The sequence below is a fragment of the Bradyrhizobium canariense genome (genome assembly GCF_900105125.1).
GTDB classification, from domain to species: Bacteria; Pseudomonadota; Alphaproteobacteria; order Rhizobiales; family Xanthobacteraceae; genus Bradyrhizobium; species Bradyrhizobium canariense_A.
Genome location: NZ_LT629750.1, coordinates 6520015 through 6545178, shown reverse-complemented (window position 1 = coordinate 6545178; position 25164 = coordinate 6520015). Strand labels below are relative to the sequence as shown.

General features: G+C 60.2%; 24 protein-coding genes and 1 pseudogene. 11 read left to right on the top strand and 14 right to left on the bottom strand.

The genetic code is table 11. The annotated features are described in order from the left end of the window. The first annotated feature begins 208 nt into the window (after positions 1-208). Positions 209-523 (top strand): hypothetical protein, encoded by a 315-nt coding sequence (locus BLV09_RS30925; RefSeq protein WP_146690096.1) that lies wholly within the window; start codon positions 209-211, stop codon positions 521-523. Between the two features lie 72 nt (positions 524-595). On the opposite strand, the gene BLV09_RS30920 is transcribed toward BLV09_RS30925, so the two are convergent. The 8 genes from BLV09_RS30920 to BLV09_RS30880 all read right to left on the bottom strand — a co-directional run bounded on the left by BLV09_RS30920 (position 596) and on the right by BLV09_RS30880 (position 6700). After that, a complete protein-coding gene (locus tag BLV09_RS30920) occupies positions 596-1765 on the bottom strand; it encodes a mandelate racemase/muconate lactonizing enzyme family protein (RefSeq protein WP_146690095.1) in 1170 nt (389 codons plus the stop codon). 131 nt (positions 1766-1896) lie between these two features. Beyond that, positions 1897-2145, bottom strand: a complete 249-nt coding sequence (locus BLV09_RS30910) for a DUF3297 family protein (protein WP_146690094.1) — start codon at positions 2143-2145, stop codon at positions 1897-1899. 17 nt (positions 2146-2162) lie between these two features. Next, positions 2163-2639 carry a glutathione peroxidase gene (locus BLV09_RS30905; RefSeq protein WP_146690093.1) on the bottom strand — a complete coding sequence of 159 codons (477 nt, stop codon included), beginning with the start codon at positions 2637-2639 and terminating at the stop codon, positions 2163-2165. Positions 2640-2670: 31 nt separating this feature from the next. Next, positions 2671-4071: an amidase family protein gene (locus BLV09_RS30900; RefSeq protein ID WP_146690092.1), complete on the bottom strand. Its 1401-nt coding sequence runs from the start codon at positions 4069-4071 to the stop codon at positions 2671-2673. Positions 4072-4255: 184 nt separating this feature from the next. Beyond that, positions 4256-4822, bottom strand: a complete 567-nt coding sequence (locus BLV09_RS30895) for a c-type cytochrome (protein WP_146690091.1) — start codon at positions 4820-4822, stop codon at positions 4256-4258. An 82-nt stretch (positions 4823-4904) separates the two neighbouring features. After that, positions 4905-6227, bottom strand: a complete 1323-nt coding sequence (locus BLV09_RS30890) for a PQQ-dependent sugar dehydrogenase (protein ID WP_146690090.1) — start codon at positions 6225-6227, stop codon at positions 4905-4907. Continuing rightward, positions 6224-6418: a hypothetical protein gene (locus BLV09_RS30885; RefSeq protein WP_146690089.1), complete on the bottom strand. Its 195-nt coding sequence runs from the start codon at positions 6416-6418 to the stop codon at positions 6224-6226. The genes BLV09_RS30890 and BLV09_RS30885 overlap by 4 nt, the downstream gene beginning before the upstream one ends. Positions 6419-6442: 24 nt before the next feature. Beyond that, positions 6443-6700: a DUF6894 family protein gene (locus BLV09_RS30880; protein ID WP_100386010.1), complete on the bottom strand. Its 258-nt coding sequence runs from the start codon at positions 6698-6700 to the stop codon at positions 6443-6445. A gap of 300 nt (positions 6701-7000) precedes the next feature. Between BLV09_RS30880 and pqqA the strand changes: the two genes are divergently transcribed. The 10 genes from pqqA to BLV09_RS30830 all read left to right on the top strand — a co-directional run bounded on the left by pqqA (position 7001) and on the right by BLV09_RS30830 (position 17186). After that, positions 7001-7081 carry a pyrroloquinoline quinone precursor peptide PqqA gene (gene pqqA / locus BLV09_RS30875; protein ID WP_012029362.1) on the top strand — a complete coding sequence of 27 codons (81 nt, stop codon included), beginning with the start codon at positions 7001-7003 and terminating at the stop codon, positions 7079-7081. Between the two features lie 136 nt (positions 7082-7217). Continuing rightward, positions 7218-8147 (top strand): pyrroloquinoline quinone biosynthesis protein PqqB, encoded by a 930-nt coding sequence (pqqB, locus tag BLV09_RS30870; RefSeq protein WP_146690088.1) that lies wholly within the window; start codon positions 7218-7220, stop codon positions 8145-8147. Positions 8148-8221: 74 nt separating this feature from the next. Beyond that, positions 8222-8977, top strand: a complete 756-nt coding sequence (pqqC, locus tag BLV09_RS30865) for a pyrroloquinoline-quinone synthase PqqC (protein ID WP_146691380.1) — start codon at positions 8222-8224, stop codon at positions 8975-8977. Positions 8978-9094: 117 nt separating this feature from the next. After that, complete coding sequence (gene pqqD, locus BLV09_RS30860; RefSeq protein WP_100386008.1) at positions 9095-9412, top strand: pyrroloquinoline quinone biosynthesis peptide chaperone PqqD; 318 nt, start codon at positions 9095-9097, stop codon at positions 9410-9412. After that, positions 9409-10617 carry a pyrroloquinoline quinone biosynthesis protein PqqE gene (gene pqqE / locus BLV09_RS30855; RefSeq protein WP_146690087.1) on the top strand — a complete coding sequence of 403 codons (1209 nt, stop codon included), beginning with the start codon at positions 9409-9411 and terminating at the stop codon, positions 10615-10617. Before pqqD ends, pqqE begins: the two co-directional genes overlap by 4 nt. After that, complete coding sequence (gene pip, locus BLV09_RS30850; RefSeq protein WP_146690086.1) at positions 10607-11593, top strand: prolyl aminopeptidase; 987 nt, start codon at positions 10607-10609, stop codon at positions 11591-11593. The genes pqqE and pip overlap by 11 nt, the downstream gene beginning before the upstream one ends. Before the next feature lie 13 nt (positions 11594-11606). After that, the gene (locus BLV09_RS30845; RefSeq protein ID WP_146690085.1) at positions 11607-12278 is read left to right on the top strand and encodes a DUF4286 family protein; all 672 of its coding nucleotides are present in this window, start codon (positions 11607-11609) and stop codon (positions 12276-12278) included. 239 nt (positions 12279-12517) lie between these two features. Then, on the top strand, positions 12518-14317 hold the full coding sequence (locus tag BLV09_RS30840) for an FAD-dependent oxidoreductase (protein WP_146690084.1): 1800 nt from the start codon (positions 12518-12520) through the stop codon (positions 14315-14317). After that, positions 14287-16134, top strand: coding sequence for a 2-oxoacid:acceptor oxidoreductase subunit alpha (locus BLV09_RS30835; RefSeq protein WP_167558933.1), 1848 nt, complete (start codon positions 14287-14289; stop codon positions 16132-16134). The genes BLV09_RS30840 and BLV09_RS30835 overlap by 31 nt, the downstream gene beginning before the upstream one ends. Further along, positions 16131-17186, top strand: a complete 1056-nt coding sequence (locus BLV09_RS30830; protein ID WP_100386002.1) for a 2-oxoacid:ferredoxin oxidoreductase subunit beta — start codon at positions 16131-16133, stop codon at positions 17184-17186. The genes BLV09_RS30835 and BLV09_RS30830 overlap by 4 nt, the downstream gene beginning before the upstream one ends. 13 nt (positions 17187-17199) lie before the next feature. Here BLV09_RS30830 and BLV09_RS30825 read toward each other — a convergent pair. The 6 genes and pseudogenes from BLV09_RS30825 to BLV09_RS30800 form a co-directional block, all read right to left on the bottom strand. Next, positions 17200-17915 (bottom strand): annotated as a pseudogene (locus BLV09_RS30825) (IS5 family transposase). 139 nt (positions 17916-18054) lie between these two features. Then, on the bottom strand, positions 18055-18480 hold the full coding sequence (locus tag BLV09_RS30820) for a DUF4399 domain-containing protein (RefSeq protein WP_146690082.1): 426 nt from the start codon (positions 18478-18480) through the stop codon (positions 18055-18057). A gap of 19 nt (positions 18481-18499) precedes the next feature. Continuing rightward, on the bottom strand, positions 18500-20014 hold the full coding sequence (locus BLV09_RS30815) for an SUMF1/EgtB/PvdO family nonheme iron enzyme (protein WP_146690081.1): 1515 nt from the start codon (positions 20012-20014) through the stop codon (positions 18500-18502). Between the two features lie 167 nt (positions 20015-20181). Beyond that, positions 20182-21726 carry a SpoVR family protein gene (locus BLV09_RS30810; protein WP_146690080.1) on the bottom strand — a complete coding sequence of 515 codons (1545 nt, stop codon included), beginning with the start codon at positions 21724-21726 and terminating at the stop codon, positions 20182-20184. Further along, entirely contained in the window at positions 21723-23003 is a 1281-nt protein-coding gene (locus BLV09_RS30805) for a YeaH/YhbH family protein (RefSeq protein ID WP_146690079.1), read from the bottom strand. The genes BLV09_RS30810 and BLV09_RS30805 overlap by 4 nt, the downstream gene beginning before the upstream one ends. A gap of 13 nt (positions 23004-23016) precedes the next feature. Continuing rightward, the gene (locus tag BLV09_RS30800) at positions 23017-24960 is read right to left on the bottom strand and encodes a PrkA family serine protein kinase (RefSeq protein ID WP_100385997.1); all 1944 of its coding nucleotides are present in this window, start codon (positions 24958-24960) and stop codon (positions 23017-23019) included. Positions 24961-25164: the final 204 nt, after the last annotated feature.

The window sequence follows — 25164 nt, the reverse complement described above, 5'->3', positions numbered from 1 at the left end:
GAATTCTAAAAAAGTGCGACATCATCGTACTCGCTCCGAGTGCACACGAAGCTAAGTTCGGGGCTACTCCGGCGAACAAAATTGACGGACCAACGCCGTGGCGCGCAAGGCCACGAATTAATCCGAGGCATCGTCGGAATAAATTAGAAGTTGTGGAGTTCAACCTGCCAGGAGTTCGTTCCGGACTCGATCGGACGAAGGCCGCCGGATGAGCAGGCGACAGAACATTAAAGAGAAGGGATTCGTCCTGGAGACGGGCGGACGCGCGGTGCTGGCTTTTCGTGCCGCGAGCATGGAGGAAGCCCGAGACCTTTGTTCGCAGGACTGGTTTGTCGAGGAACTCGCTTCCTATCGATCCTGCGGCCATCCGATCTGGGACGGCACGACTGAACTCAGGATTCGGCGCGCCAACGCCACCGAATCCGCCGAGATACAAATTGCGCTGACCACCGAACTCGCCCGCAAGGAATACGAAGGCCACGTGTTTGTGTTCTTCGTGCCTGTGGATACCAACCTTCAGTAGCCGCGGAGTATCAGAGCTGAACCGGATATCCGCGGTTTGCCTGATCGCGCCGGATTCCTTTTCAGGAGCGCCTCACGACGCCAACGCTTTCATCTCCGCGTAGAGATCGGATTTCCCCTCAAAGCCGATGCCCGGCAGATCCGGCATCGTGATGGTGCCGTTCTCGACGCGAACGCCGTCGGGAAAACCGCCATAGGGTTGGAACAGGTCAGGATAACTCTCGTTACCGCCTAGCCCCAGGCCAGCGGCAATGTTCAGCGACATCTGGTGCCCGCCATGCGGAATGCATCGGCTGGCCGACCAGCCCGCGGAATGCAGTACCGCAAGCGTGCGCTGATATTCGCAGAGGCCGTAAGACAGCGCGCAATCGAACTGCAGCCAGTCGCGATCCGGCCGCATCCCGCCATAACGAATGAGGTTCCGCGCATCCTGGTGGCTGAACAGGTTTTCGCCGGTCGCCATCGGGCGCGGATAGAACTCGGCCAGCGCAGCCTGGAGCTGGAAATCCAGGGGATCGCCGGCTTCCTCATACCAGAACAACGGATAATCGCGCAGCATCTTGGCGTAAGCCACGGCCGTCTCGAGATCGAACCGGCCGTTGGCATCGACGGCGAGCTGCGCCTGGCCGCCGATTTCCTTCAGCACCGCTTCGATGCGCTCGCGGTCTTCCGTGATCGGCGCGCCGCCGATCTTCATCTTCACGACGTTGTAGCCGCGATCCAGATAGCCGCGCATTTCGCCGCGCAGTGCCGAGAGATCCTTGCCGGGATAATAATAGCCGCCGGCGGCATAAACGAAGACGCGCGGGTCGGCGGTTCGTCCGTGACGTTCGGCGAGCAATCGAAACAGCGGCTTGCCCGCGATCTTCGCCACCGCATCCCATACCGCCATGTCGATGGTGCCGACCGCGACCGAGCGCTCACCATGTCCGCCCGGCTTTTCATTCGACATCATCGTAGCCCAGACCTTGTCCGGGTCGAGATTGTCGCCGGTCTTGTCCAGTAATGATTTTGGATCGGCTTCCTTCAGCCGCGGCGCGAAGCGCTCGCGAATCAATCCGCCCTGCCCGTAACGGCCATTCGAGTTGAAGCCGTAACCGACCACCGTCTTGCCGTCGCGCACGACATCGGTGACGACAGCGACGAGGCTCGTCGTCATTTTGGTGAAATCGATATAGGCGTTGCGGATGGGCGACGAGATCGGCTTTGTGATCTCGCGAACGTCGACAATACGAACGGACATGCGGTTGGCTTTCAGATCTGCTAGGAGATTGCTTATGCCGTCATTGCGAGCGGAGCGAAGCAATCCAGAGCCTCAATTGCAACACTGGATTGCTTCGTCGCTACCGCTCCTCGCAATGACGAATGATCAGTTCACGGCTCGGTCTTATCGCGAAAATACGGCTCGACGGGACCGTGGACCTTGAGGGTCAGCGGGTTGCCGTAACGATCCCTGGCGTTGCCCGCCGTCACGCGGACCCAGCCCTCGCTGACGCAATATTCCTCGACGTTGGTCTTCTCGACGCCCTTGAAGCGAATGCCGACATCGCGTGCCAGCACGTCGGCATTGTAGTAAGGGCTTTTCGGATCGGTCGAAAGCCGGTCGGGCAGTTGATCGCTCATCGATTCGTTTTTCTCGTTCACAATAGTGCCTCGATTTCCTTGGTAAGCCCTTCCGGTTTTGCCGTCGGCGCATGCCGCGCCACCGCCTGGCCCGCACGATCGACCAGGAATTTAGTGAAATTCCATTTGATCGAGGAGCCAAGCAACCCGGATTGCTCGTGCTTCAAATATTGATACAGCGGATGCGCGCTGCCGCCGTTGACATCGATCTTGGCAAACATCGGAAAAGTCACCGCATAGTTGCTGGTGCAGAACTGCTCGATTTGCCTGGCATCGCCTGGTTCCTGGTGCCCGAACTGATTGCACGGAAATCCCAATACTGAAAAGCCGCGCGGGGCGAGCGCCTGATGCAATTCCTGAAGGCCTTTGTATTGCGGGGTGAAGCCGCATGCGCTTGCGGTGTTGACGATCAGCAGAACCTGACCTTCGTACCGCTTCAGCGGAATCTCCTCGCCGGCAAGCGATGTTGCCGAAAAATCATAAACGCTGGGCATCGTGTCCACTCAACCTGAATCCAGGGCGCGATCAGCTGACGGGATCGATCGGCGCCGACGGCGTTCCGCCAGCCTCGATTGCCTCGCCCGCAAGCAGGCACAGATCCTCGCGGTAGCGGCCGGAAACCAGCTGGACGCCGACGGGAACGCGCCCCACCAGTCCGGTGGAGACGGTTAGCGCAGGCAGCCCCATGAAGGGAATAGCAATTTGCGATAGCTGTGCGCGCCATACCCGGGCAAAGGAAGCATCGTCCTTCCGATCGAGCTGGTCGGGAAACGGCAGTTCGCCGGAAACCGGCATCAGCAGCACCGCATATTTTTCGAAGAACTGCAGCCATTCCCGCGTCAGCGTCGCCCGCCGCGTCAGGGCTTTGGAGAGCGCCGCCCCATCAAACGGAAAGACCTTGGACCTGTTGCCGCGCAGGCAGGCCAGCGCACCGGGATCGCCTTCACGTTCGGCGGTCTCCAACTGCGCTTCAAAGCCGTCGCCGAGCCACAGTTTGGTCTGTAGCTCCGCTGGCTCACGCAGCGGTGGCGTGGTGTCGATTTCCTCGACGGTCCATCCGTCGCGCTCCAGCCGCTTGGCGGCATCAGCGACGGCCACCCTCACTTCCGCAACGGTCTCAAGACCGTCCGGATTAAAACAAAGCGCTGCCCGCTTCGGCATCGCAGGTCCTTCAAGCGGCGCCGGCACCCACCAGGGATCACGCATATCCGGGCCGGACATCGCGGCCAGCGCAATCCGGAGATCGCCGATGGTGCGCGCAAGCGGGCCCGATACCGCGCTGATCTGCGGGCCGATGGGGCGTTCGGGCAGCGCCGCGTTAAAGGCCGCGATACGGCCGACCGTCGGCCGCAGGCCGTGAATGCCGCAGGCGTAAGCCGGATAGCGGATCGAGCCTGCGATGTCGGTGCCGTGCGCGATATGGCCGATGCCCGCGGCCACTGCCGCGCCGGCCCCTCCAGAGGAGCCTCCGGGCGTGATGCCGGGATCGCGCGGATTTTTGGTATCGCCATGGATCAAATTGGTGGTGAACCAGCGATAGGAAAAGGCCGGACAGTTGGTGCGTCCGAGAATGACGGCGCCGGCTTGTCGCAGATTGTCGACCACAGGACTGTTGCTGCGCGCGATGGTGTCGCGTTGCAGTTTGAGGCCGTTGGTGGTGGCGAAGCCCTGCTGATCGATATTGACCTTGACCGTCACCGGCACGCCGGCCAGCGGCCCCACTGCCTCGCCCCGCGAGATCGCCGCATCGATGGCGCCGGCCTGCGCCAGGACATATTCCGGCCGGTGGTCGACAACGGCGTTGATTTTGGGGTTGACCGCGTCAAGCCGCGACAGCGCCGCAAATGCGACCTGTTTTGCCGAAACCTTTTTCGACCTTACCGCGGCGGCGATATCAGCAGCCGGCAGACGCCAGAGATCTTCCATGGACAGCTCCGTTTGACCGCTGGTGTTGTAGCGCCGCCCATACCGCAGCGCCATCGCGATTCCAAACGAAATCAGCCCCTAAGCGAGCGCCAACGGCCCCCTGGACATGACGGCTTTCAGTTGAATCAGGCGTCGGCCGTAAACAGGGCGAGAGAGAAGCGCCTTCGACCCGAACTCATCCCGCTCAGCGCACCCGGGCGATATAATAAGCGAGATCGGCGATCTGCTCGACCGTCACCGGCTGCAGCACTTCAGCCATGGTGCCGTCATAGCCGTGGCGGCTGTTGTCCTTATATTCCCGCATGGTCTTGGCGAGATAGTCCTCGCGCTGATTGGCGATGTGCGGGACATTATCGCCACCCGAGAAATCCGGCCTGTGGCAGGAATTGCAGTGGTTCTGCTGAACCAGCGCCGCCGCGCGCGCCATCCGCGCCGGATCGCCGGCGTCGGCCGGTGGCGCCGGCTTCGGCAATGTCGCGATGAAATCGGAAAAGGTTCGCAGGTCGTCGTCGCTGAACGATTTGGTCATGTCGTTCATCGGCTCAAACACGCGCAGCTTTTCGCGGAACATAAAGAGCTGGATCAGCGCGTAAGGCGCCTGCTGCCCGCCGAGCGAGGGAATGTTTTCGGTCTGGGACTGCCCATGCTCGCCATGGCAGGCAAAGCAGGTCGCAGCACGCTCCTCGATGGTTTCGGCTCTCAATGGGGTTACGGCAAAAACCAGCGCCAGGAAGGCAAACATTTTACGCATCGGCAATCCCGGCAATCTCGAAGTTTAGGGAACAGACGTGAAAAAAGCCGGAGGCAGCGCGCAGCCTCCGGCTTTCCCGATTTTATTTCGAAGCAACCTTCGGCTTGCCGTAGCTGACGCGATAGACGGCGCCGTTCCAGTCGTCGGAGACCAGCAACGAACCATCTTTCATTTGCATTACGTCGACCGGCCGGCCGAGATATTTGTTGTCTTCCAGGAAGCCGGTGATGAAGGGCTCCACGGACTTGACCGTGCCGTCCTTGTTCAGCTTGACGACCGCAACGTCACCGCCGGCTTTCTTGGATCGGTTCCACGATCCGTGCCGCGCCACGATGATGGCGTCCTTGTAGCTCTTCGGGAACATGTTGCCGGTATAGAACCGCATGCCGAGCGAGGCGACGTGCGGTCCCATCAGGCCGACCGGCGGGGTGTAGTCGGAACAGGAATGTCCCCAGCCGAACTCGGGGTCCGAAATATTGCCCTGATAGCAGTACGGCGCGCCGAAATCCTCGCCGACCTTGGTCACGCGATTGAGTTCGTCCTGCGGAACGTCCTCCGACATCCAGTCGCGACCATTGTCGGTGAAGTACATCTGCTTGGTTTCGGGATTCCAGTCGAAGCCGACGCTGTTGCGAACGCCGTACGCGACCACCTCCGCGCCGCTGCCATCGAGATTCATGCGGCGAATCTGGCCGTGTGCATCGTCGTGCAGGACGTTGTTGCCGGGCTGTCCGACCGGAACATAGAGCTTGTTGTCGGGTCCGACCGCGATGAACTTCCAGCCGTGGGCTTCGTCCTTCGGCAGCTTGTCGTAGATGGTGGTCGGCTTCGGCGGGTTGTCGATGACGTCTTCGATCTTGTCGATCTTGTCGATCTTCGAGAGCTCGGCAATGAAGAGCGTACCGTCGTGGAACGCAACGCCATTGGGCCGATACAGGCCGGAGGCGATGACCTTGACCGAGCGTTTGCCGTCCTTGTTGACGATGGCATAGACCTTGTCGACCAGGCGGCTGCCGACAAACACGGTGCCCTTGTCGCTCTGGGCCAGCGAACGCGCATTTGCCATGCCGGCAGCATAGACCTCGATATTGAAGCCGGGCGGCACCTTGAGTTTTGCAATCGGTAATTTGTCAGCGGCGGTGGCGAGCGGAGGCCCGGCCACGGGCGCAAGCTTTGCCGCGGCTTCGCTATCCGGCCGGCCGATCAAGGGTGAGCCCGGCGGAAGCGACGGCGCGGCGGCTGGAGCCGCAGTTGAGGCAGGTGCGGCGGCCGGTGCTGGCGCCGCGGCAGGCGGAGAGTCGGTCGATGGCGTCGCCGGCTGCTGCGCGGCGGCGGCCAGCGTAAACGTACCAATAAGAGCACCGGCCAGCACAAGGCTGCGCGGTGCGCGCGAGTGGATCATCATATGAATGTTCTCCCTTTGCGGAAGCCGTTGATTCCAGCGCGGGCGAGCGATACCGGCGCGGGTGGCATTCCTGATTGCCACTCTCCGATATTTTTCTGCCCCAGCGCAATCGAAACATTTTTCGCAAAGCGCCATGACAAACTAGAGACGCCGCCGGAGACAAACCATCGGCGTCGCGCGATTTTGATCATGCACGGCGCAACTGGAATGATCGGCTAGTGCTTCGTGACCGGTTCATCCGGCATGTCGAGAATCGCCTCGGCAAAGGGAAACTCCAGCACGATCTCGCCGTCGTCGTCGGTCACTTCGAGGATCGCATTGAAGAGACCGCCTTGGGTATCTTCGGTCTTCAGCAACTCCCGGATCATGGCGCGCGCGACTTCCCAGGCGCGATCGGGATTGCGCAGTTCCTCACCTTCGGGATCAGGGATCAATTCGTCGCCGATCCGCGTGTTGAAAAAATACCGTGGCATGGGTTGAAACCGACTTTCCGTTGAGGCATCCCGCAAGAGCCCATCAAACTCACAAGTTGTTTATCCGGAACCATTAACGCCATCCGGGCGGCGCCAGCCCCCGATCGGCGCGGATAATACTGAACCCGTTGATCCGGCATTGGTTTGACATCGGGGTGCACAAGTCAGTGAATTCCTTTCGCATTGCAGCATAAAAACATTAGGGTTCACCGGACGAAGATTTCGCTGGCGAACTTTTCTTTCGGCATTAGTTTATCCAGTGAGGGCGGAATTCGTCCTACTCGAGCAAGGAGAGCCCAAATGGCCTGGAAAGCACCGAAGATTGTCGAAGTGCCGGTTGGCATGGAAATCAACATGTATGCGTGCGCCGCCCGCAAGTAAGCGGCAGCGATAGCTTCACGTTTACGCAGGTGGACCTCCAGCCGAGACATGTTCCGGGTCAGGATCGTGTGCGTGTTGGTGTCCACCTTCGAAACGTCAGGACTCTTCCAAACGTTAGGACTCCAGGAGACGGATCATGCTTCGCGTCGTCGTCCTGGGCGCCGGGGCTGGCGGCGGTGTTCCGCAATGGAATTGCGGATGTCCGGTTTGCCGAATGGCGCGAACCGAGCAACCCGAACTTCAACGTACCCAGGCTTCGGTCGCGATCAGCGCCGATGGCAATCACTGGTTTCTGATCAACGCATCGCCCGATCTGCGTCAGCAGGTGACCGCAACACCTCAGCTTCATCCCGCGCACGGAAAGCTTCGCCATAGTCCGATATCAGGCGTCATCCTGACCAATGGCGAGATCGATGCGGTCGCCGGCCTCTTATCGATGCGCGAAGGATGGCCGTTTACGATCTATGCCCACGCGCGCGTGCTTTCGATCCTGAAGAGCAACAGTGTCTTCAACGTCCTGAACGAGAAGAATGTGCGGCGTCAGCCAATCCAGGTGAATGAGGCATTCGAGCCAGGCTTGCCCGACGGTTCACCGTCCGGCATCGAGGTGCTGCCGTTTGCCGTTCCCGGCAAGAGCGCGTGGTATCTCGAAGGCACGGCTCATCCCGAGGGAAACGACGGCGAAGGCGATACGCTCGGGCTTCGGATCAGCGACAAGTCGACCGGGAAACATCTCTATTTCCTTGCCGCCTGCGCCCGCGTCACCGATGATCTCAAGTCGCGTCTTGCCGGCGCTTCGGCGATCTTCTTCGACGGTACGGTGTGGCGCGATGACGAATTGATCGTCGCCGGCCTCGGCAACAAGACAGGGCAAGGCATGGGCCATATCGCCATGTCAGGCCATGCAGGCGCGATCGAGAGCCTGGCCGGCCTCGATATCGACAGCAAGATGTTTCTGCATATCAACAACTCCAACCCGGTGCTGCTGAGCGACTCCGCCGAGCGGAAGACCGCCGAGCGCGCCGGGTGGCAAATTCCCGCTGATGGAACGGAGATTACGCTTTGAGCGCCATAACTTCGAACACCATGACTTCGAACGCCAAGAATGCCGAGATTCCGAACACCAAACCTTCGGCCGCAATGACCGCCTATTCCATCGGCAAAAGCGTGCCGCTCAACAGCGCCGAGGAACTGGAGGCCGCGCTCCGCCACATCGGCGCCACGCGCTACCACAATCTGCATCCGTTCCATCGGCTGCTGCACGGCGGCAAGCTGAACAAGGGCCAGGTACAAGCCTGGGCGCTGAACCGATATTATTACCAGAGCACGATCCCACTAAAGGATGCTGTCGTGATCTCGCGCTTCCGCGACCGTGGCATCCGGCTCGAATGGCGGCACCGGATCGAAGACCATGACGGCGATGTCGGCAGCGAAGGCGGCATCGAGCGCTGGCTGAAACTCACCGAAGGGCTTGGGCTCGACAGCGCTTACGTCGAATCCACCGAAGGCATCCTGCCCGCGACTCGCTTTGCGGTAGAAGCCTATGTGCATTTCGTGCGCGACAAGACGCCGCTCGAGGCCATCGCCTCCTCGCTCACCGAATTGTTCGCGCCGAACCTGCATGAGGAACGCATTTCGGGAATGCTGGCGCACTACAACTTCGTCAATCCGGATATCATGAGCTATTTCAGCCGGCGCCTGCAGCAGGCCCCGCGCGACGCCGGCTTCGCGCTCGAATACGTCAAGACCAACGCCAGGACGCCTGCGGAACGCGAGGCGGTCTGCAATGCGCTGATCTTCAAGACCAATGTACTATGGGTCCAGCTCGACGCGCTGTATCATGCCTATGTCGACGGCCATATTCCGCCGGGGGCGTTTGTTCCCGAGGGAAACTAGGGCATGATCCCGAAAAGTGGGAACCGGTTTTCGGAAAAGATCATGATCAAAAAAGATAAAGCGACGAGTCTGATTCAGCGGAGCTGGATCAGACTCTAGACAACAAGAGGCGAACCGATGGCAGCCCTGCGCAGTCGCAACATCAGTGTCAGCGAAGCCAGCCGGCCGGTATTGCCGCGGCATGCCAAGCTGAAATTCGATGAGACGCGGCAGGTATGGGTCATCCTGGCGCCGGAGCGGGTTCTGGCGCCGGATGAAATTGCGGTGGAAGTGCTTCAGCTCTGCGATGGCGTGCGCAACGTCGAACAGATGATCGATCAGCTCGCGGAAAAATATGCCGCCGAGCGCGGCGCGATCGCGACCGACGTCATCGCCATGCTGCAGGACCTTGCCGACAAGGGATTCCTCACCGAGGCCCGTGAGAAGACATCATGAGTCCAACGCTCACAGACGCCAATGCAACGCTCCGCGATCCCGGCGACGGACTCGCGGTGCTGGAATCGCGCGGCTCGATCGCGGAAACCTATGGCATTCCGCTCGCAGTGCTGGCCGAGCTGACGCATCGCTGTCCGCTGCAATGCCCCTATTGCTCCAATCCGGTGGAGCTGGACCGCGGCGGCAGCGAATTGACCACGGAGGAATGGAAAAAAGTCCTCACCGAGATCGCCGAAATCGGCGTGCTGCAAATCCATTTCTCCGGCGGCGAACCCACCGCGCGCAAGGATCTGGTTGAACTGGTTCAGCACGCCAGCGACGTCGGGCTCTATTCCAATCTGATCACCTCCGCCGTGCTTCTGACCAAAGATCGGCTTTCAGCGCTGGCCGATGCCGGCCTGTGTCACGTGCAGATCAGTTTCCAGGGCAACGAGCCCATCGTCGCCAATCGTGTGGCAGGCCTTAAACAGGCGCATGAGAAAAAGATTGAAGTCGCGAAATGGACGCGCGAACTGGATCTGCCGCTGACGGTCAATGCGGTGATGCATCGCCAGAACCTGTTCCAGCTTTCCGACATCATCCAGATGGCGGTCGATCTCGACGCCGACCGGCTCGAGGTCGCCAATGTGCAATATTACGGCTGGGCGCTGAAGAACCGCGCCGCGCTGATGCCGACATTCGAGCAGATCGAGGAGACCAGCCGCATCGTCGAGGAAGCGGAAGCGCGGCTGAAAGGCATCCTCGCGATCGATTATGTGGTGCCGGATTACTATGCGCTGCGGCCGAAGAAATGCATGGGCGGCTGGGGCCGGCAGTTCTTCAACATTTCGCCCGCCGGCAAGATCCTGCCGTGCCACGCCGCTGAAAGCATCACCGGGCTCGAATTTGAATCGGTCCGATCCAATCATTCGATTGCCTGGATCTGGCAGAATTCCGAGGCCTTCAATCGCTATCGCGGCACCGGCTGGATGCCGGAACCGTGCCGCAGCTGCGAATTCAAGGAGATCGATTTCGGCGGCTGCCGCTGCCAGGCCTTCGCGCTCACCGGCGATGCCGGCAATACCGACCCGGCCTGCACGCTGTCGCCGCTGCACGAGAAGATCTTCAAGCTGGCGGAACAGGAATCCGCGGCCGACAATAACCGCTTCATCTATCGCAATTTCGCCGGCGGCACGCTGGAGACGGAAGGCGACCATGGCGCCTGACGCCGACGCGGGTAAGTCTTCCCATCGTGCCAACCCGTTTGCTCCGCTGACCTCGGAACAGCTCGCGGTCGGCGACGGCCATGAGCTCTATGTCGAAAGCGTCGGCCGGGCCGGCGGCATTCCTGCGGTCTACCTGCATGGCGGGCCGGGCAGCGGTTGCCAGCCCGATCATCGGCGATTGTTCGATCCCGAGCGCTTCCACGCCGTTCTGTTCGATCAGCGCGGCGCGGGCCGCAGCCGCCCCAAGGGAAGCCGCGAAGACAACACGCTGCCTCATCTGATCGCGGACATGGAAATGATCCGCGAGAAATTCGGCTTCGAACGTTGGCTGGTGGCCGGCGGCTCCTGGGGCGCGACGCTGGCGCTGGCTTATGCGCAGACGTATCCGCATCGGGTCAGCGGCATCGCGCTGCGCGCGACGTTTCTCGGCACAAGGGCCGAACTCGAAGGCGCGTTCCTGAAACTGCTGCCCCTGCTCTATCCCGATCTTAGCAATGACTTCCTCAGCGTATTGCCGGAGGAAGAACGCGGGCAGCCGCTTGATGCCTATTGGCGCCGCATCCTCGATTCCGATGCGGCCGTACACGGCCCCGCCGCCCGTGCCTGGCATGACACCGAACGGATTCTTTCCGAACATGCGCCGGGGCGCGTCAGGCTCGACCTTGAATCACTGAATTCGACCCGCTCTCTTCCCGGCTCGCCGTTCATGGAAGCGCATTACTTCCAGAATGACTGCTTCATGAAGCCTGACCAGTTGATGGCGGAAGCTGCCAGACTCGCCGGAATTCCCGGCATTATCGTGCAGGGCCGCTACGATCTGTTATGCCCGCCTGCAACGTCGCACGCGCTCAGTGCGGTGTGGCCGGAATCGGAAGTTCGCCTTGTCGAAGGCGCCGGCCATACGCTGTACGATCCGGGCGTGCGTGACGCCGTGATGAAGGCGATCGCGGATCTGGCTTCCAGGATCACGGAATAAGGAATCACTGAATATGCCGTTGGCCGGAAAAGGCATGCTGCTGACGTCGATGGATATCGACGCGGCCGACGAAGCCGAATTCAACCGCTGGTACGATCGCGAACATCTGGAAGAACGTGTCGCGATCGATGGCTTTCTCGAGGCCCGCCGCTACGTCGCGCATGAGGGTAAACCGAAATATCTCAGTCTCTATTCCACGGCGAGTTTCGAGGTCCTCGACAGCCCCGCCTATCGTACCGCGCTGGCCAACCAGACCGCGTGGTCGAAGGCCAATATCGCGCGTTTCAAGAACATGATCCGCGCCGTCGCCCGCATCACCATCAGCCGCGGACAGGGCCGCGGCGCGGCGCTGGGCATTATCCGCTTGCGCCCGGTCGGGGGCAGCGAGGAAAAGCTGCGCGCCGCGCTGCGCGAGCAGCTCGATCCGGCCAAACTGGACGGGATCATCTCCATGCATCTGATCGAAAGCGATCCAGATCTGTCCAAACCGCTCACCGAGGATGCTTCGCGTCCCAATCCCGGAGCTTCCGACTGGTTTGTGCTGATCGACGCAACGGATGTGAGCGCGGTTCCGGCGGCAACAGCGCGATTTAACAACAATGTCGCGCTCAAATCGCTGGTGATTTCAAGCGGCGTCTACCGGCTGATGTGGGATGTGGCGAAAAGCGACATTCCGACGGCCTGATTGAACACCAAGCTATTTCGCCCATGTTGCACTGCCGCAAAAGCACGCAATGACATCACACCCGATCACTTCGCCGCATGAAAACTGCTGATCGCGCAAAATTGCCTTTGTGCATCACCTTGAATGGTTCTAATAAGATAAGCCTATGATGCAATTCAAAAACCACAAGAACGCCGTCTGAGCGTTCGCAGGAAGAGTAAGGCCGCACTGGTCTTAGTATCAGCGCGGAGATGGTGGGAATGAAACCGACTGATATCTCTGCGCCCGATTACTTTCATAAAGTTGTCGACTGCCAGTGGGCCTGCCCCGCGCACACGCCCGTTCCCGAGTACATCCGGCTGATCGCTGAAGGGCGTTATAGCGACGCCTACATGATCAATTGGAGATCGAACGTGTTTCCCGGAATCCTGGGACGCACCTGCGATCGTCCATGCGAACCCGCGTGCCGCCGCGGCCGCGTCGAGGAGACGCCGGTCGCGATCTGCCGGCTGAAGCGGGTCGCCGCCGACTTCAAGGACGATGTCAAACATCGGATGCCGCGGCCGTTGCCGAAAAACGGCAAGCGCATTGCGCTGATCGGCGGCGGTCCGGCGTCGCTTGCGGTTGCCCGCGATCTCGCGCCGCTCGGCTATCACTGCACCGTGTTCGACGCCGACCCGAAGGCAGGCGGCATGATGCGGTCGCAGATTCCGAAATTCCGCCTTCCCGATTCCGTGATCGACGAAGAAACCGATTACATCCTCAATCTCGGCATTGAGTTCAAAGGCGGCCAGCGCATCGACAGCCTCAAGAAGCTGCTCGGCGAAAACTATGACGCGATCTTTGTCGGGTCCGGCGCACCGCGCGGCCGAGAGCTCGATGTTCCCGGCCGCAAGGAAGCGGCCAGGAATATTCACATCGGCATCGACTGGCTCTCCAGCGTCTCGTTCGGCCACACCGACAAGATCGGCAAACGCGTGATCGTGCTCGGCGGCGGCAACACCGCGATGGATTGCTGCCGCACCGCGCGCCGCCTCGGCGGCGAAGACGTCAAGGTGATCGTGCGTTCCGGCTTCGAGGAGATGAAGGCCTCGCCCTGGGAGAAGGAAGATGCGCTTCACGAGGATATTCCGATCCTCAATTTCATGGTGCCGGTCGCGTTCGTTCACGACAATGGCAAGCTGACCGGCGTCACCTTCCAGAAGGTGAAGGCTGAGTACGATGCCAAGGGCAGGCGCAGCCTGGTTCCCTCGGGCGAGCCGGACCAGACGATTGCCTGCGACGACGTGCTGGTGGCGGTCGGCCAGGAGAATGCATTCCCCTGGATCGAACGCGATTGCGGCATCGAGTTCGACAAATGGGATATGCCGAAGGTCGATCCCACGACCATGGGCTCGACCAATCCAAAGGTGTTCTTCGGCGGCGACGCCGCGTTCGGCCCCAAGAACATCATCTGGGCGGTGGCGCACGGCCACGATGCTGCGCTGTCGATTCACAAGCTCATTTCCGGCGAGGACATCCACGAACGGCCGCTTCCCGAAGTGCAGATCTCGTCGCAGAAGATGGGCATCCACGAGTGGAGCTACGACAACGACATCTCCGCCGACAAGCGCTTCAAGGTGCCGCATCGCGACAAGGTCGTCGCACTGAAGGACATCCGCACCGAAGTCGAGCTCGGCTACGACGTCAAGCTTGCGCTCGGCGAAGCCCAGCGCTGCCTGAACTGCGATATCCAGACGGTCTTCACCGCGCCGCTGTGCATCGAATGCGACGCCTGCGTCGACATCTGCCCGATGGACTGCATCACCTTCACCCAAAACGGCGAGGAAACCGATTTGCGTGAGCGGCTGAAAGCCCCGTCGCCTCATCACGACCAGGCGCTCTATGTCGCGGACGGCCTCAAGACCGGACGCGTGATGGTAAAGGACGAAGACGTCTGCCTGCATTGCGGGCTGTGCGCCGAACGTTGTCCCACTGGCGCCTGGGACATGCAGAAATACCTCATCGATATGACTCACGCGGGTACATCATGTCAGTCCAAAGCCCGATCAGCAGCGTAAACGACTTCGTCGTCCGCTTCGCCAACGTCAATGGTTCGGGTTCGGCCAGCGCCAACGAGCTATTCGCCCGTTCGATCCTGCGCCATGGCGTGCCGGTATCGCCGCGCAACGTTTTCCCCTCGAACATCCAGGGCCTGCCGACCTGGTATGAAGTGCGGGTGACCGAGGACAGCCATCTCGGCGCGCGCGGCGGCGTCGACATGATGGTGGCGATGAACCCGCAGACCTGGGACAAGGACATCGCCTCGATCGAGCCCGGCGGTTATCTGTTCTACGACTCGACCAAGCCGATGCCGTCTTCGAAATTCCGCGCCGATATCACGGTTATCGGCGTGCCGCTGACTGCGATCACCAACTCGACCTATACCGATCCGCGCCAGCGCCAGCTATTCAAGAACATCATCTATCTCGGCGCGCTGTGTGCGCTACTCGACATGGATCCGAAACTGGTCGAGCAGCTGATCGGCGAGCAATACAAGGGCAAGGAAAAGCTGCTCTCATCCAACGTTCACGCTTTGCATCTCGGCCGCGACTGGGCGCTGCAAAACCTCAAATGCCCGATCGGCCTGCGCGTCAAGAAAGCCGACAAGGTTGGCGATCGCATTTTCATCGAAGGCAACAGCGCCGCGGCGCTTGGCGCGGTTTATGGCGGCGCCACTGTATGCGCGTGGTATCCGATCACGCCGTCGTCGTCGCTGGCCGATGCTTTCACCAGCCATTGCAAGAAGTTGCGGCACGATCCCGAAACCGGCAAGGCGCAATACGCCATCGTTCAGGGCGAGGACGAACTGGCCTCGATCGGTATCGTGATCGGCGCGTCGTGGAACGGCGCGCGCGCCTTCACCGCGACCTCCGGGCCCGGCATCTCGCTGATGACCGAATTCATCGGCCTGTCTTATTTCGCCGAAATTCCCGCCGTGATCATGAATGTGCAGCGCGCCGGCCCTTCGACCGGCATGCCGACGCGTACCCAGCAATGCGACATCATCGCCTGCGCCTATGCCTCGCATGGCGACACCAAGCATGTGCTGCTGTTCCCCGAAGACCCGGCCGAAGCTTTTGAGTTTGCCGCGCAATCGTTCGACCTCGCTGAACGCCTGCAGACCATGATCTTCCTGATGCTCGATCTCGATATCGGCATGAACCACCGGCTCTGCCGCCCGCTGAAGTGGGATGACGCGCGGCAATACGACCGCGGCAAGGTGATGACGGCGGAGATGCTGGACGAGGGACGCGACTTCGGCCGCTATCTTGACGTCGACGGCGACGGCATCCCGTACCGCACCTATCCCGGCACGCACCCCACCAAAGGCTCGTTCTTCACCCGCGGCACTTCGCGCGACCGTTACGCGCGCTATTCCGAAGAAGGCTCTGTTTACGCCGACAACATGCAGCGGCTGGTGCGCAAGTTCGAAACCGCCCAGGACATGGTGCCGCGGCCGTTGCAGGCCAACGCCGCCAAGCCCACCAAATATGGCGTGATTTATTTCGGCTCGACCTCCCCGGCCATGGATGAGGCGATCGGGTTACTTGAAGCGCGCGGGCATCAGCTCGACCGGCTTCGCATCCGCGCTTTCCCGTTCCACTCCAGCGTTGCGAGCTTCATCGCCGACCATGATTTCGTTTACGTGGTCGAACAGAATCGCGACGCCCAGCTTCGGTCGCTGATCGTCAACGAGAACGGGATCGATCCGGTCCGGCTGATTCCGATCCTGCACTATGACGGCACGCCGATAACCGCGCGCTTCATCGCCGGTGCCATCGGCGCCCACCAGGATCAGCTCAAACTGACCCCGCTCCGCAAGGTTAAGTCATGACCTATATCGCCAAGCCGAAATTCCAGCATCCTGGGCTGCCGAAGAACGAGCTCGGCTACACCCACCGGGATTACGAAGGCAAGATTTCGACGCTGTGCGCCGGCTGCGGCCACGACTCGATCACGGCGTCGATCATCGAGGCCTGTTACGAGCTGTCGATCGAGCCGCACCGCGTCGCCAAGATTTCCGGCATCGGCTGCTCTTCGAAAACGCCGGACTATTTCCTCGGCAATTCGCACGGCTTCAATTCGGTCCATGGCCGTATGCCCTCGGTGTTGACCGGCGCCAATCTCGCCAACCGCGATTTGATCTATCTCGGCGTCTCCGGCGACGGCGACTCCGCCTCGATCGGCTTTGGTCAGTTCGCGCATTCGATCCGGCGCGGCGTCAACATGACCTATATCGTCGAGAACAACGGCGTCTACGGCCTCACCAAGGGCCAGTTCTCGGCCACCGCCGATCGCGGTTCGAAGTCCAAGAAAGGCGTGATGAACACCGACAACGCCATCGACCTCGTCGCGATCGCGCTGCAGCTTGGCGCCAGCTTCGTGGCGCGCAGCTTTTCCGGCGACAAGACCCAATTGGTGCCGCTGATTGCTGCCGCGATCCAGCACAAGGGCGCGGCCTTCATCGACGTCGTCAGCCCCTGCGTCGCCTTCAACAACCATGCCGGCTCGACCAAAAGCTTTGACTATGTCCGCGAACACAATGACGCGGTGAACCGCCTTGACGTCATCACCGGCCGCGACCCGATCACGGTCGATTACGCGCCAGGCTCGGTAACGGTGGTCGAGCAGCATGACGGCACGAAATTGGCGCTGCGCAAGATCGACGCGGATTACGATCCGCATGATCGTCTCGGAGCGATGACGTTCCTGCAGAAGCATGCCGCCAAGGGCCAGATCGTCACCGGGCTGCTCTATGTCGATCCGGAATCGGAAGACCTGCACAGTCATCTCAACACGGTCGACACGCCGCTTAACCAGCTCGGCGAGCAAACGCTGTGTCCGGGCTCCGCCGCGCTGGACAAGATCAACGCCAGCCTGCGCTAGGTGGCGTGGACACTTATCGCATCCATAAGATGATGGCTGCGAGAGTGATGACGGCAAGGTAATTTCGAGCGGTCTTTTCGAAGCGGGTGGCGACGCGGCGGAATTGCTTGAGCTTGGAGAAGCAGCATTCGACAAGATGGCGCTGGGCATAGAGATGTTTGTCGAGCGGATATTTGAGCGCGCGTGACGGGTTGTTGGGGATGACGGCGAGCGCTCCCTTGGCGGCGATGGCTTCGCGCAAATGATCGGCGTCATAGGCTGTATCGGCCATAACGATCTCGGCGGGCAATCCCTCGATCAATGCGGCGGCTTGCGGTGCATCGCCCTTCTGACCTGCGGTAAGCGTGAAGCGCACCGGACATCCCAGGCCGCGAACGGCCAGATGTATCTTGGTGCTCAGGCCGCCGCGCGAGCGGCCAAGCGCCTGATCTTCAGACCCCCTTTTTTCGCCCCGGCAGCGTGCTGATGCGCCCGGACGACGGTGGAATCGACGATCAGATATTCGAAATCCGGGTCGTCGGACATCGCCTCGAAGATCCGCCACCAAACACCCTTGATGCTCCATCGACTGAAGCGCCGGAACACGCTGTTCCAATCCCCGAACGCTTCCGGAAGATCACGCCAGGGAGAGCCCGTCCGCACGATCCACAGCACACCTTCCACGAACATCCGGTTGTCGCGCCCGGTGGAGCCTTTCTGGTCAGGCCGACCTATAATCAGAGGCGCCATCCGCTCCCAAGCCGCATCGCTCAAAACCAACCGATCCATCACACCCAAGGCCGCCTCCCAAAAAGAAGCCTTGAATCTGATTTGCTCCTAAAAGGGAATCCTTAGAGTCCACACCACCTAGGGTTTGCGCACAGAAACTCTATTTGATCCTGACGGTAATCTTGTTTGAGACGACCGGGGGGTTGAACGGATAATGCTGGGCGTCACCCAACACCAGCTGAAGCGTGTGTTTACCGGGCGCAAGCTCGATATAGGCCTCGGTTTGACCGGCTCCGAAATGAAGATGTGACTTGTCCTGCGCAATCGGTTCCTTGGGATCGATTGGTTCATTCACGTCCACCAGCAGATGGTGGTGGCCACTGTTCTGGAAATTATCGCCAGCGTGAGTCACGCCCATGTTGCGCAGGCCGAAACGGCACCAGAAGCCGCCCTTGATCGTCGCACCGTCGTGCGGCGAAATGAAATAGAGAACCACATCCTTTGGTGCGGTTTTTCCCTGGGCGTGCGTGGCGCCCGAGGGCAACACCAGCGCTCCACACAGCAGGACGTGACGGAAGATCTTCATGGAACGGACTCTCCGGCCTCTAAGGTGTTAGAGCGACCCGGAATCCATGGGTCGGATACCGAACATTGGTATCGTAACTGTCACGGTTGGCCGGTCGCACGTAACGCGCATCATTCTTCCAGGAGCCTGACCGAAGAACATGCGAAGCACAATCTCCCCCGGTCCACGGTGAACCGTCCACCGGGGCGCCCTGGTAATTTTTGTGCCAGCAATCCTCTACCCACTGATCGACACCGCCGCCCATGTCATAAAGCCCGAATGGATTGGGTTTAAAATTTCCGACCTTGATCGGCTGGTCGATAGCCGCGACGTCGGTGCAGTCCTTGCAACTGGCCATGCCGGATTGCAGCTTCTCGCCCCACCAATATTTCGTCTGGGTACCTGCGCGCGCGGCATATTCCCACTCCGCCTCGCTCGGCAGCCGGTAAGGCTTTTTGGTAGTGACCGCGAGCCACGTGACATATTGCTGGGCGTCGGTCCAGCTCACATTCGTGACAGGCGCATCATCTTGCCCCGCCGCCACGAACGCGCATGCCTTTGCAGCGGCGCATTCATTCCATTCCCGGATCGTGACTGGATATTTACCGATCGCGAGCGGCTTGACCGTTACCTGATGGATCGGCTTTTCCGAGCTGTCTTCATTGCTGCCCATCGCGAAGCTGCCGCCTCGAAGCACGACCGTTTCCGGCTCGTGGACTGAGGGAGCCGACTGCGCCGGCGCTGTCGCCGACGGCTGCGACAAGGGCATCGTTGGCGATGCTGCGCCGGATTCCGAAGGCGCCGGTCGCAGCTTCGGCAACACGACCGGAGACGAGCTCGGTGCTGAGGCCTGATCGCCCACCTTGCCACGCGGCTGCCAGAGCAGATACCAGAGAACACCGCCGGCGATGATCAACAAGGTAATGCCCAGCAAAAAAATCAGAAGGTTCTCGCGTCGTTTTCGGGTCTTGTTGAAAGCGGCTGCGTCCGGCAGCACCCGGTAGACCCTCACCGGATCGGTGATGTTCTTGACTTTGCGGTCTCCGAGCGACTCGTATCCGCAAACCACCTTGTGCTTTATCTGTTCGTAAATGCCGCCTGAGATGTAAACCTGGCCGGGATCTGCAAGGCCCTCAAGACGCGAAGCAATGTTGACACCGTCACCGTAAACGTCGTCCGTTTCGACGATAACATCACCCAGATTGACGCCAATCCGATACTCAATCCAGGAATTCTTCGGAAGCGGCGCGTTGCGGCCAACCAGATTTTGCTGGATGACGATGCTGCACCGGACAGCCTCGACGGGACTGTCGAAAATGGCAATAAAGCCGTCGCCGGTGGTTTTGACGAGCCTTCCGTGGTGCTCTGCAATGCTGGGCTCGATGAGATCGCGCTCGATCCGTTTGACGCGGCCGTGCGTTCCTTCTTCATCGAGTTCCATCAACCGGCTGTAGCCCGCAATGTCGCCGGCGATGATCGCGGCAAGACGCCGCGGCGTCGCGCTACCCGGAGGCCCGCCTGGCTTGCCCGATTTGAAGTTGCGAATTTCACCCATGGTTTGGGTTCTCTAGCAGCTTGCCCACGGCGGCATGAGCGACGGCCCCGCAATTTGGAGCTGAACTGACAGGCTATCATATTGCCGGGTTGGGACAAGCCAAGGCGCAGTCGCGTCCCGCCAATACGCGACATTCTGGCGCTGCTTCGAGCGACGCCCGCCGTCCGTTACGCAGCCGCGGCGAGTTTGCGCGGGGTGACGATGTATTCTTTCACAGTATTGCCGGCCGCATCGGCCTCGACGAGCGACACGTCATAGCTCCAGAGATCGGCAAGATGCTGAAGCACGCGCTTGGCATCGGCATCATTGAGTTGCGCGCCCTTCACGACGGCATGGCGCAACATCAGCCGGCGATCGCCGGCCAGATCGACATCGACCACCTCGATGTTGGCATCGATGAAGCCGACGTCGTACTGCCGGGCCAGTTCGCGACGGATACGACGATAGCCCCTGGCATCATGGATCGCATCGACCTTGATGCCGGCGCGCTCTTCCGGGTCATCATGCAAATGGAACATGCGGAAGTGCCGCATCAGCCGCGGGCTGAGGAATTGAGCAATGAAGCTTTCATCGCGATAATTGGCCCAGACGTCGCGCAACACCGCCGTCGCGTCGCCCTTTCCCGCGATATCCGGAAACCACTCCCGGTCCTCATCGTCAGGATTGGAAACGATGCGCTCGATGTCCTGCATCATGGCAAAGCCAAGCGCGTAGGGGTTGAAGCCCGAATAACGCCGATCGTCGAAGTCAGGCTGAAACACCACATTGGTGTGCGACTGCAGGAATTCGAGAAAATTTCCGTCGGAGATCCGGCCCTGTTCGTGCAGCCGGTTCATGATGCGGTAGTGCACGTAGGTAGCAGTGCCCTCGTTCATGACTTTTGTCTGGCTCTGCGGGTAAAAATATTGCGCGATGTGCCGCACGATGCGGAGCAGTTCGCGTTGCCAGGAATGCAGGCGTGGTGCCGTCTTTTCCAGGAAATACAGCAGATTTTCCTGCGGCAGCCCGAGCAAATTGCGGCGGCGCTCGACGTTCAATACCGCTTCGCTCTTGGCCGCTCCAGTCGGAACCGTCCGCCACAGATCGTTGAACGCGCTTTCCAGGTGCAGCCGGCGCTCTCGGGCGCGCTTTTCTTCGGCGCGGAGATCGAGCTTCTTCTTGCCGGGATAGCGATCGATCCCGTGCGACATCAGGGCGTGCGCGGCATCCAGCGTCTGCTCAACTGCCAGCCGGCCGTGACGCTCCTCGCATTGCGCGACGTAGTTCTTGGCAAAATCGAGATAGTCGAGAATGCCGTCGGCATCGGTCCATTGCTTGAAGAGATAATTGCTCTTGAAGAAATGATTGTGGCCGAACGCTGCGTGAGCGATCACCAGTGCCTGCATGGTCGCGGTGTTTTCCTCCATCAAATAGGAAATGCACGGCGAACTGTTGATCACGATCTCATAGGCAAGGCCCATCAATCCCTTGCGGTAAGACGCCTCCTGATGGGCGAAATGCTTGCCGAACGACCAATGCTTGTAGAACAGGGGCATGCCGACCGAAGAATAGGCGTCCAGCATCTGCTCGGCAGTGATGACCTCGATCTGGTTGGGATAGACATCGATCCCAAGCTCGGTTCGCGCGATGCCCTCGCAGGCATCGTGAATGCGCTGCAACGTCGGGAAATCCCAATCCCCGCCCTCGAACAGCAGTTCTGACGTCGCGGTCATGACGCGGCCCTCTCGTGCTTACCACGGCGATGGAAGAGATCGTGGAAGACCGGAAAGATTTCGCTGCGGTCGCTGACCTTGCGCATCGACAACGGCGCGCCATCGGTGCGCAAGCGCTCATACAGCGACCAAAGCGACGAATCGGACAGGTCGAATGAGTTGCTGCCGGCTTCGCCGACTTCCAGATAGGCGAAGAACTGACTGACCGGCAGGATCATCTCCGTGAGCAGCCGGCCCGCAACCTCGCCGTCCGAAAAGGAATTGTCGCCATCCGAAGCCTGCGCCGCGTAGATGTTCCAGTCCGCCGGACGGAACCGCGACCTGACGATGTCATGCATTGCCTGCAGCGCGCTCGACACCAGCGTGCCGCCCGATGCCGGCCCGTGAAAGAAAGTATCTTCGTCGACCTCTTCGGCGCGGTCGGTATGTCGAATGAAGACGATCTCGACGTGGCGATAGCGCCGCTTCAGGAACACATAGAGCAGCATGTAGAACCGCTTGGCGAGGTCCTTCATATGTTCGGTCATTGAGCCTGACACATCCATCAGGCAAAACATGACGGCCTGGGCCACCGGCTTCGGCATGGTTTCGAAGCGGCGATACCTGATGTCGATCGGATCGATGAACGGAATCCGGCGAGCTTTGGCCTTCAAAGCCGCGATCTCGGCCGTCAGTTCAGCGCAGCGCGTCTCGTCGTCGCACTCGGCGAGTTCCGCCTCCAATTGCGCGATCGCCTCTGGCCGCGGCCGCCGCAGCGCAACCCGCCGCGCCATCGCGCGGCTCACCGTGCGGCTTACCGAAATGTTCGCAGGCGAACCGGTGGTGGCATAGCCGGCGCGCTGAATCCCCTCGCTTTCCGCCTGGGCAAGTTTCCGCTTGGCGAGATCCGGCAGTTCCAGATCGTCGAGGAACAGGTCGACAAATTCATCCCTGCTGAGAACGAACCGGAACGCGTCCTCACCGTCGCCTTCGCCGGGCTCGGATGCCTTTCCACTGCCCTCGCCCGACCGTGGAAGGATATCGCCTTCGATAAACTTCTTGTTGCCGGGGAGAACCATGTCGCGCGTGCCGCCCTCGCGGCGAAAGCGCGGCTCATTCATACCGTCCAGCGGGATGCTGACCTCGCCGCCTTCCAGGACGTCCTTGATGTCACGCTCTTGCGACGACTTCTTGACGGCGCCTTGAACCAGCGCCTTTGCACGGCGCAAAAAACGCTGACGATTCTCCAGACTCTTACTGCCTGGGTTCAGGCGCCGATCGACGATATGAATGACCACTGTTGCATCCGCCTCAACCAGCTTGTTTAACGCGCATGTACCATTCGACCAGACGGCGAACCTGGCGCTCGGTGTAGCCGCGCTCCACCATTCGCGCGACAAACTCGCCGTGCTTCTTTTCGGTATCGCCATCCTTTTTCGAACCGAACGAGATCACCGGCAGCAGGTCTTCCACCTGCGAGAATATCCGCTTCTCGATCACTTCGCGGATCTTTTCGTAGCTGGTCCAGCCCGGGTTCTTCCCGCCATTCTGGGCTCGCGACCGCAGCGAGAATTTGACGACCTCGTTGCGGAAATCCTTGGGATTGGCGATGCCGGCCGGCTTCTCGATCTTGGTCAATTCCTGATTGAGAAGTTCGCGATCGAGCATTTGGCCGGTATCGGGATCCTTGAAGTCCTGATCCTCGATCCAGGCATCGGCATAATCCACGTAGCGGTCGAACAGGTTTTGACCGTAGTCGGAGTAGGATTCGAGATAGGCCTTCTGAATCTCGTGGCCGATGAACTCGGCATAGCGCGGCACGAGCTCGGCCTTGATGAATTCGAGGTAGCGCTTCTCGACTTCATCGGGGAGCTGCTCGCGGCGGATCGCCTGTTCCAGCGCATACATCAGGTGAACCGCATCCGCACCCAACTCCGAGGTGTCGTGATTGTAGGTCGCGGCCAACACCTTGAATGCGAAACGTGTCGAAATGCCGTCCATGCCTTCGTCGACACCGGCGGCGTCCTTATATTCCTGGACGCTGCGGGCCTTCGGATCGGATTCCTTCAGGCTTTCACCATCATAAACCCGCATCTTCGCAAACAGCGTCGAATTCTCGTGCTTTCGCAGCCGCGACATCACGGAAAAGCGAGCCAGCGTCTCCAGCGTGGCCGGAGCACAAGGCGCCGACGCGAGTTCCGATCCCTGGATCAGCTTCTCATAGATCTTCTGCTCCTCGGTGACCCGCAGGCAGTATGGAACCTTGATGACGCAGATACGATCGATGAAGGCTTCGTTGTTCTTGTTGGTCTTGAAGCTTTGCCATTCGGATTCATTCGAATGGGCAAGGATCACACCGGTGAAGGGAATAGCCCCGATATTCTCGGTGCCGATATAGTTGCCTTCCTGCGTCGCCGTTAACAGCGGATGCAGCATCTTGATCGGCGCCTTGAACATCTCGACGAATTCGAGAACGCCCTGATTGGCGCGATTGAGCCCACCCGAGTAGCTGTACGCATCGGGATCGTTCTGGGCGAAGGTTTCGAGCTTGCGAATATCGACCTTGCCGACGAGCGAGGAAATATCCTGATTATTCTCGTCACCGGGTTCGGTTTTCGCGATTCCGATCTGGCGCAGGCGCGAAGGCTGGATTCGGGCGACACGGAATTGCGAGATATCGCCACCGAACGCTTCGAGCCGCTTGTAGCACCAGGGGCTCATCAGCCCGTTCAGTCGGCGGCGCGGAATGCCATATTTTTCCTCGATCATCGGTCCCAGCGTTTCCGGATCGAACAGGCTTAAGGGGCTCTCGAAGACTGGACTAAGTTCATCACCGGCCTTCAGCACGTAAATCGGATGCAGCTCCATCAGCAATTTGAGCCGTTCCGCCAGCGACGATTTGCCGCCGCCCACCGGTCCCAGCAGATAGAGGATCTGCTTTCGCTCTTCGAGGCCTTGAGCCGCGTGCCGAAAGAATCCGACGATGCGCTCGATCGTTTCCTCCATACCGTGGAAACCGGCGAACGCCGGATAGACGCGCATGGTGCGGTTCAAAAAAATACGGCCAAGGCGTGGGTCCTTGGCCGTGTCAATCATCTGAGGCTCACCGATCGCGGCAAGTAGCCGTTCGGCCGCATTGGCATATCGTAGCGGATCGCTTCGACACGATTCCAGATATTCCGCCATCGACATATCGGTCTGGCTTCGAGCTTCGAAGGACCGAGCGAAAGCGTTGAACAGAGAATCGTTGTACATGACTTCTCTCCTCATAAGTCCGCCGCACTGCTTGCGAAACCGGGCCGGGGAAGCTGCGAACCCTCTCGCGTCATCCGCGCCCGAGTTTCGAATCAGTAGTCAGCACATGGTGCGATTGGACACGCTGCTGACTCCCTCGCGCAATGCGCTACGCAAGCAGCGGATGGGTTATAAACAGGCAGTCCGCCTAGTTTGTGGGCGAAA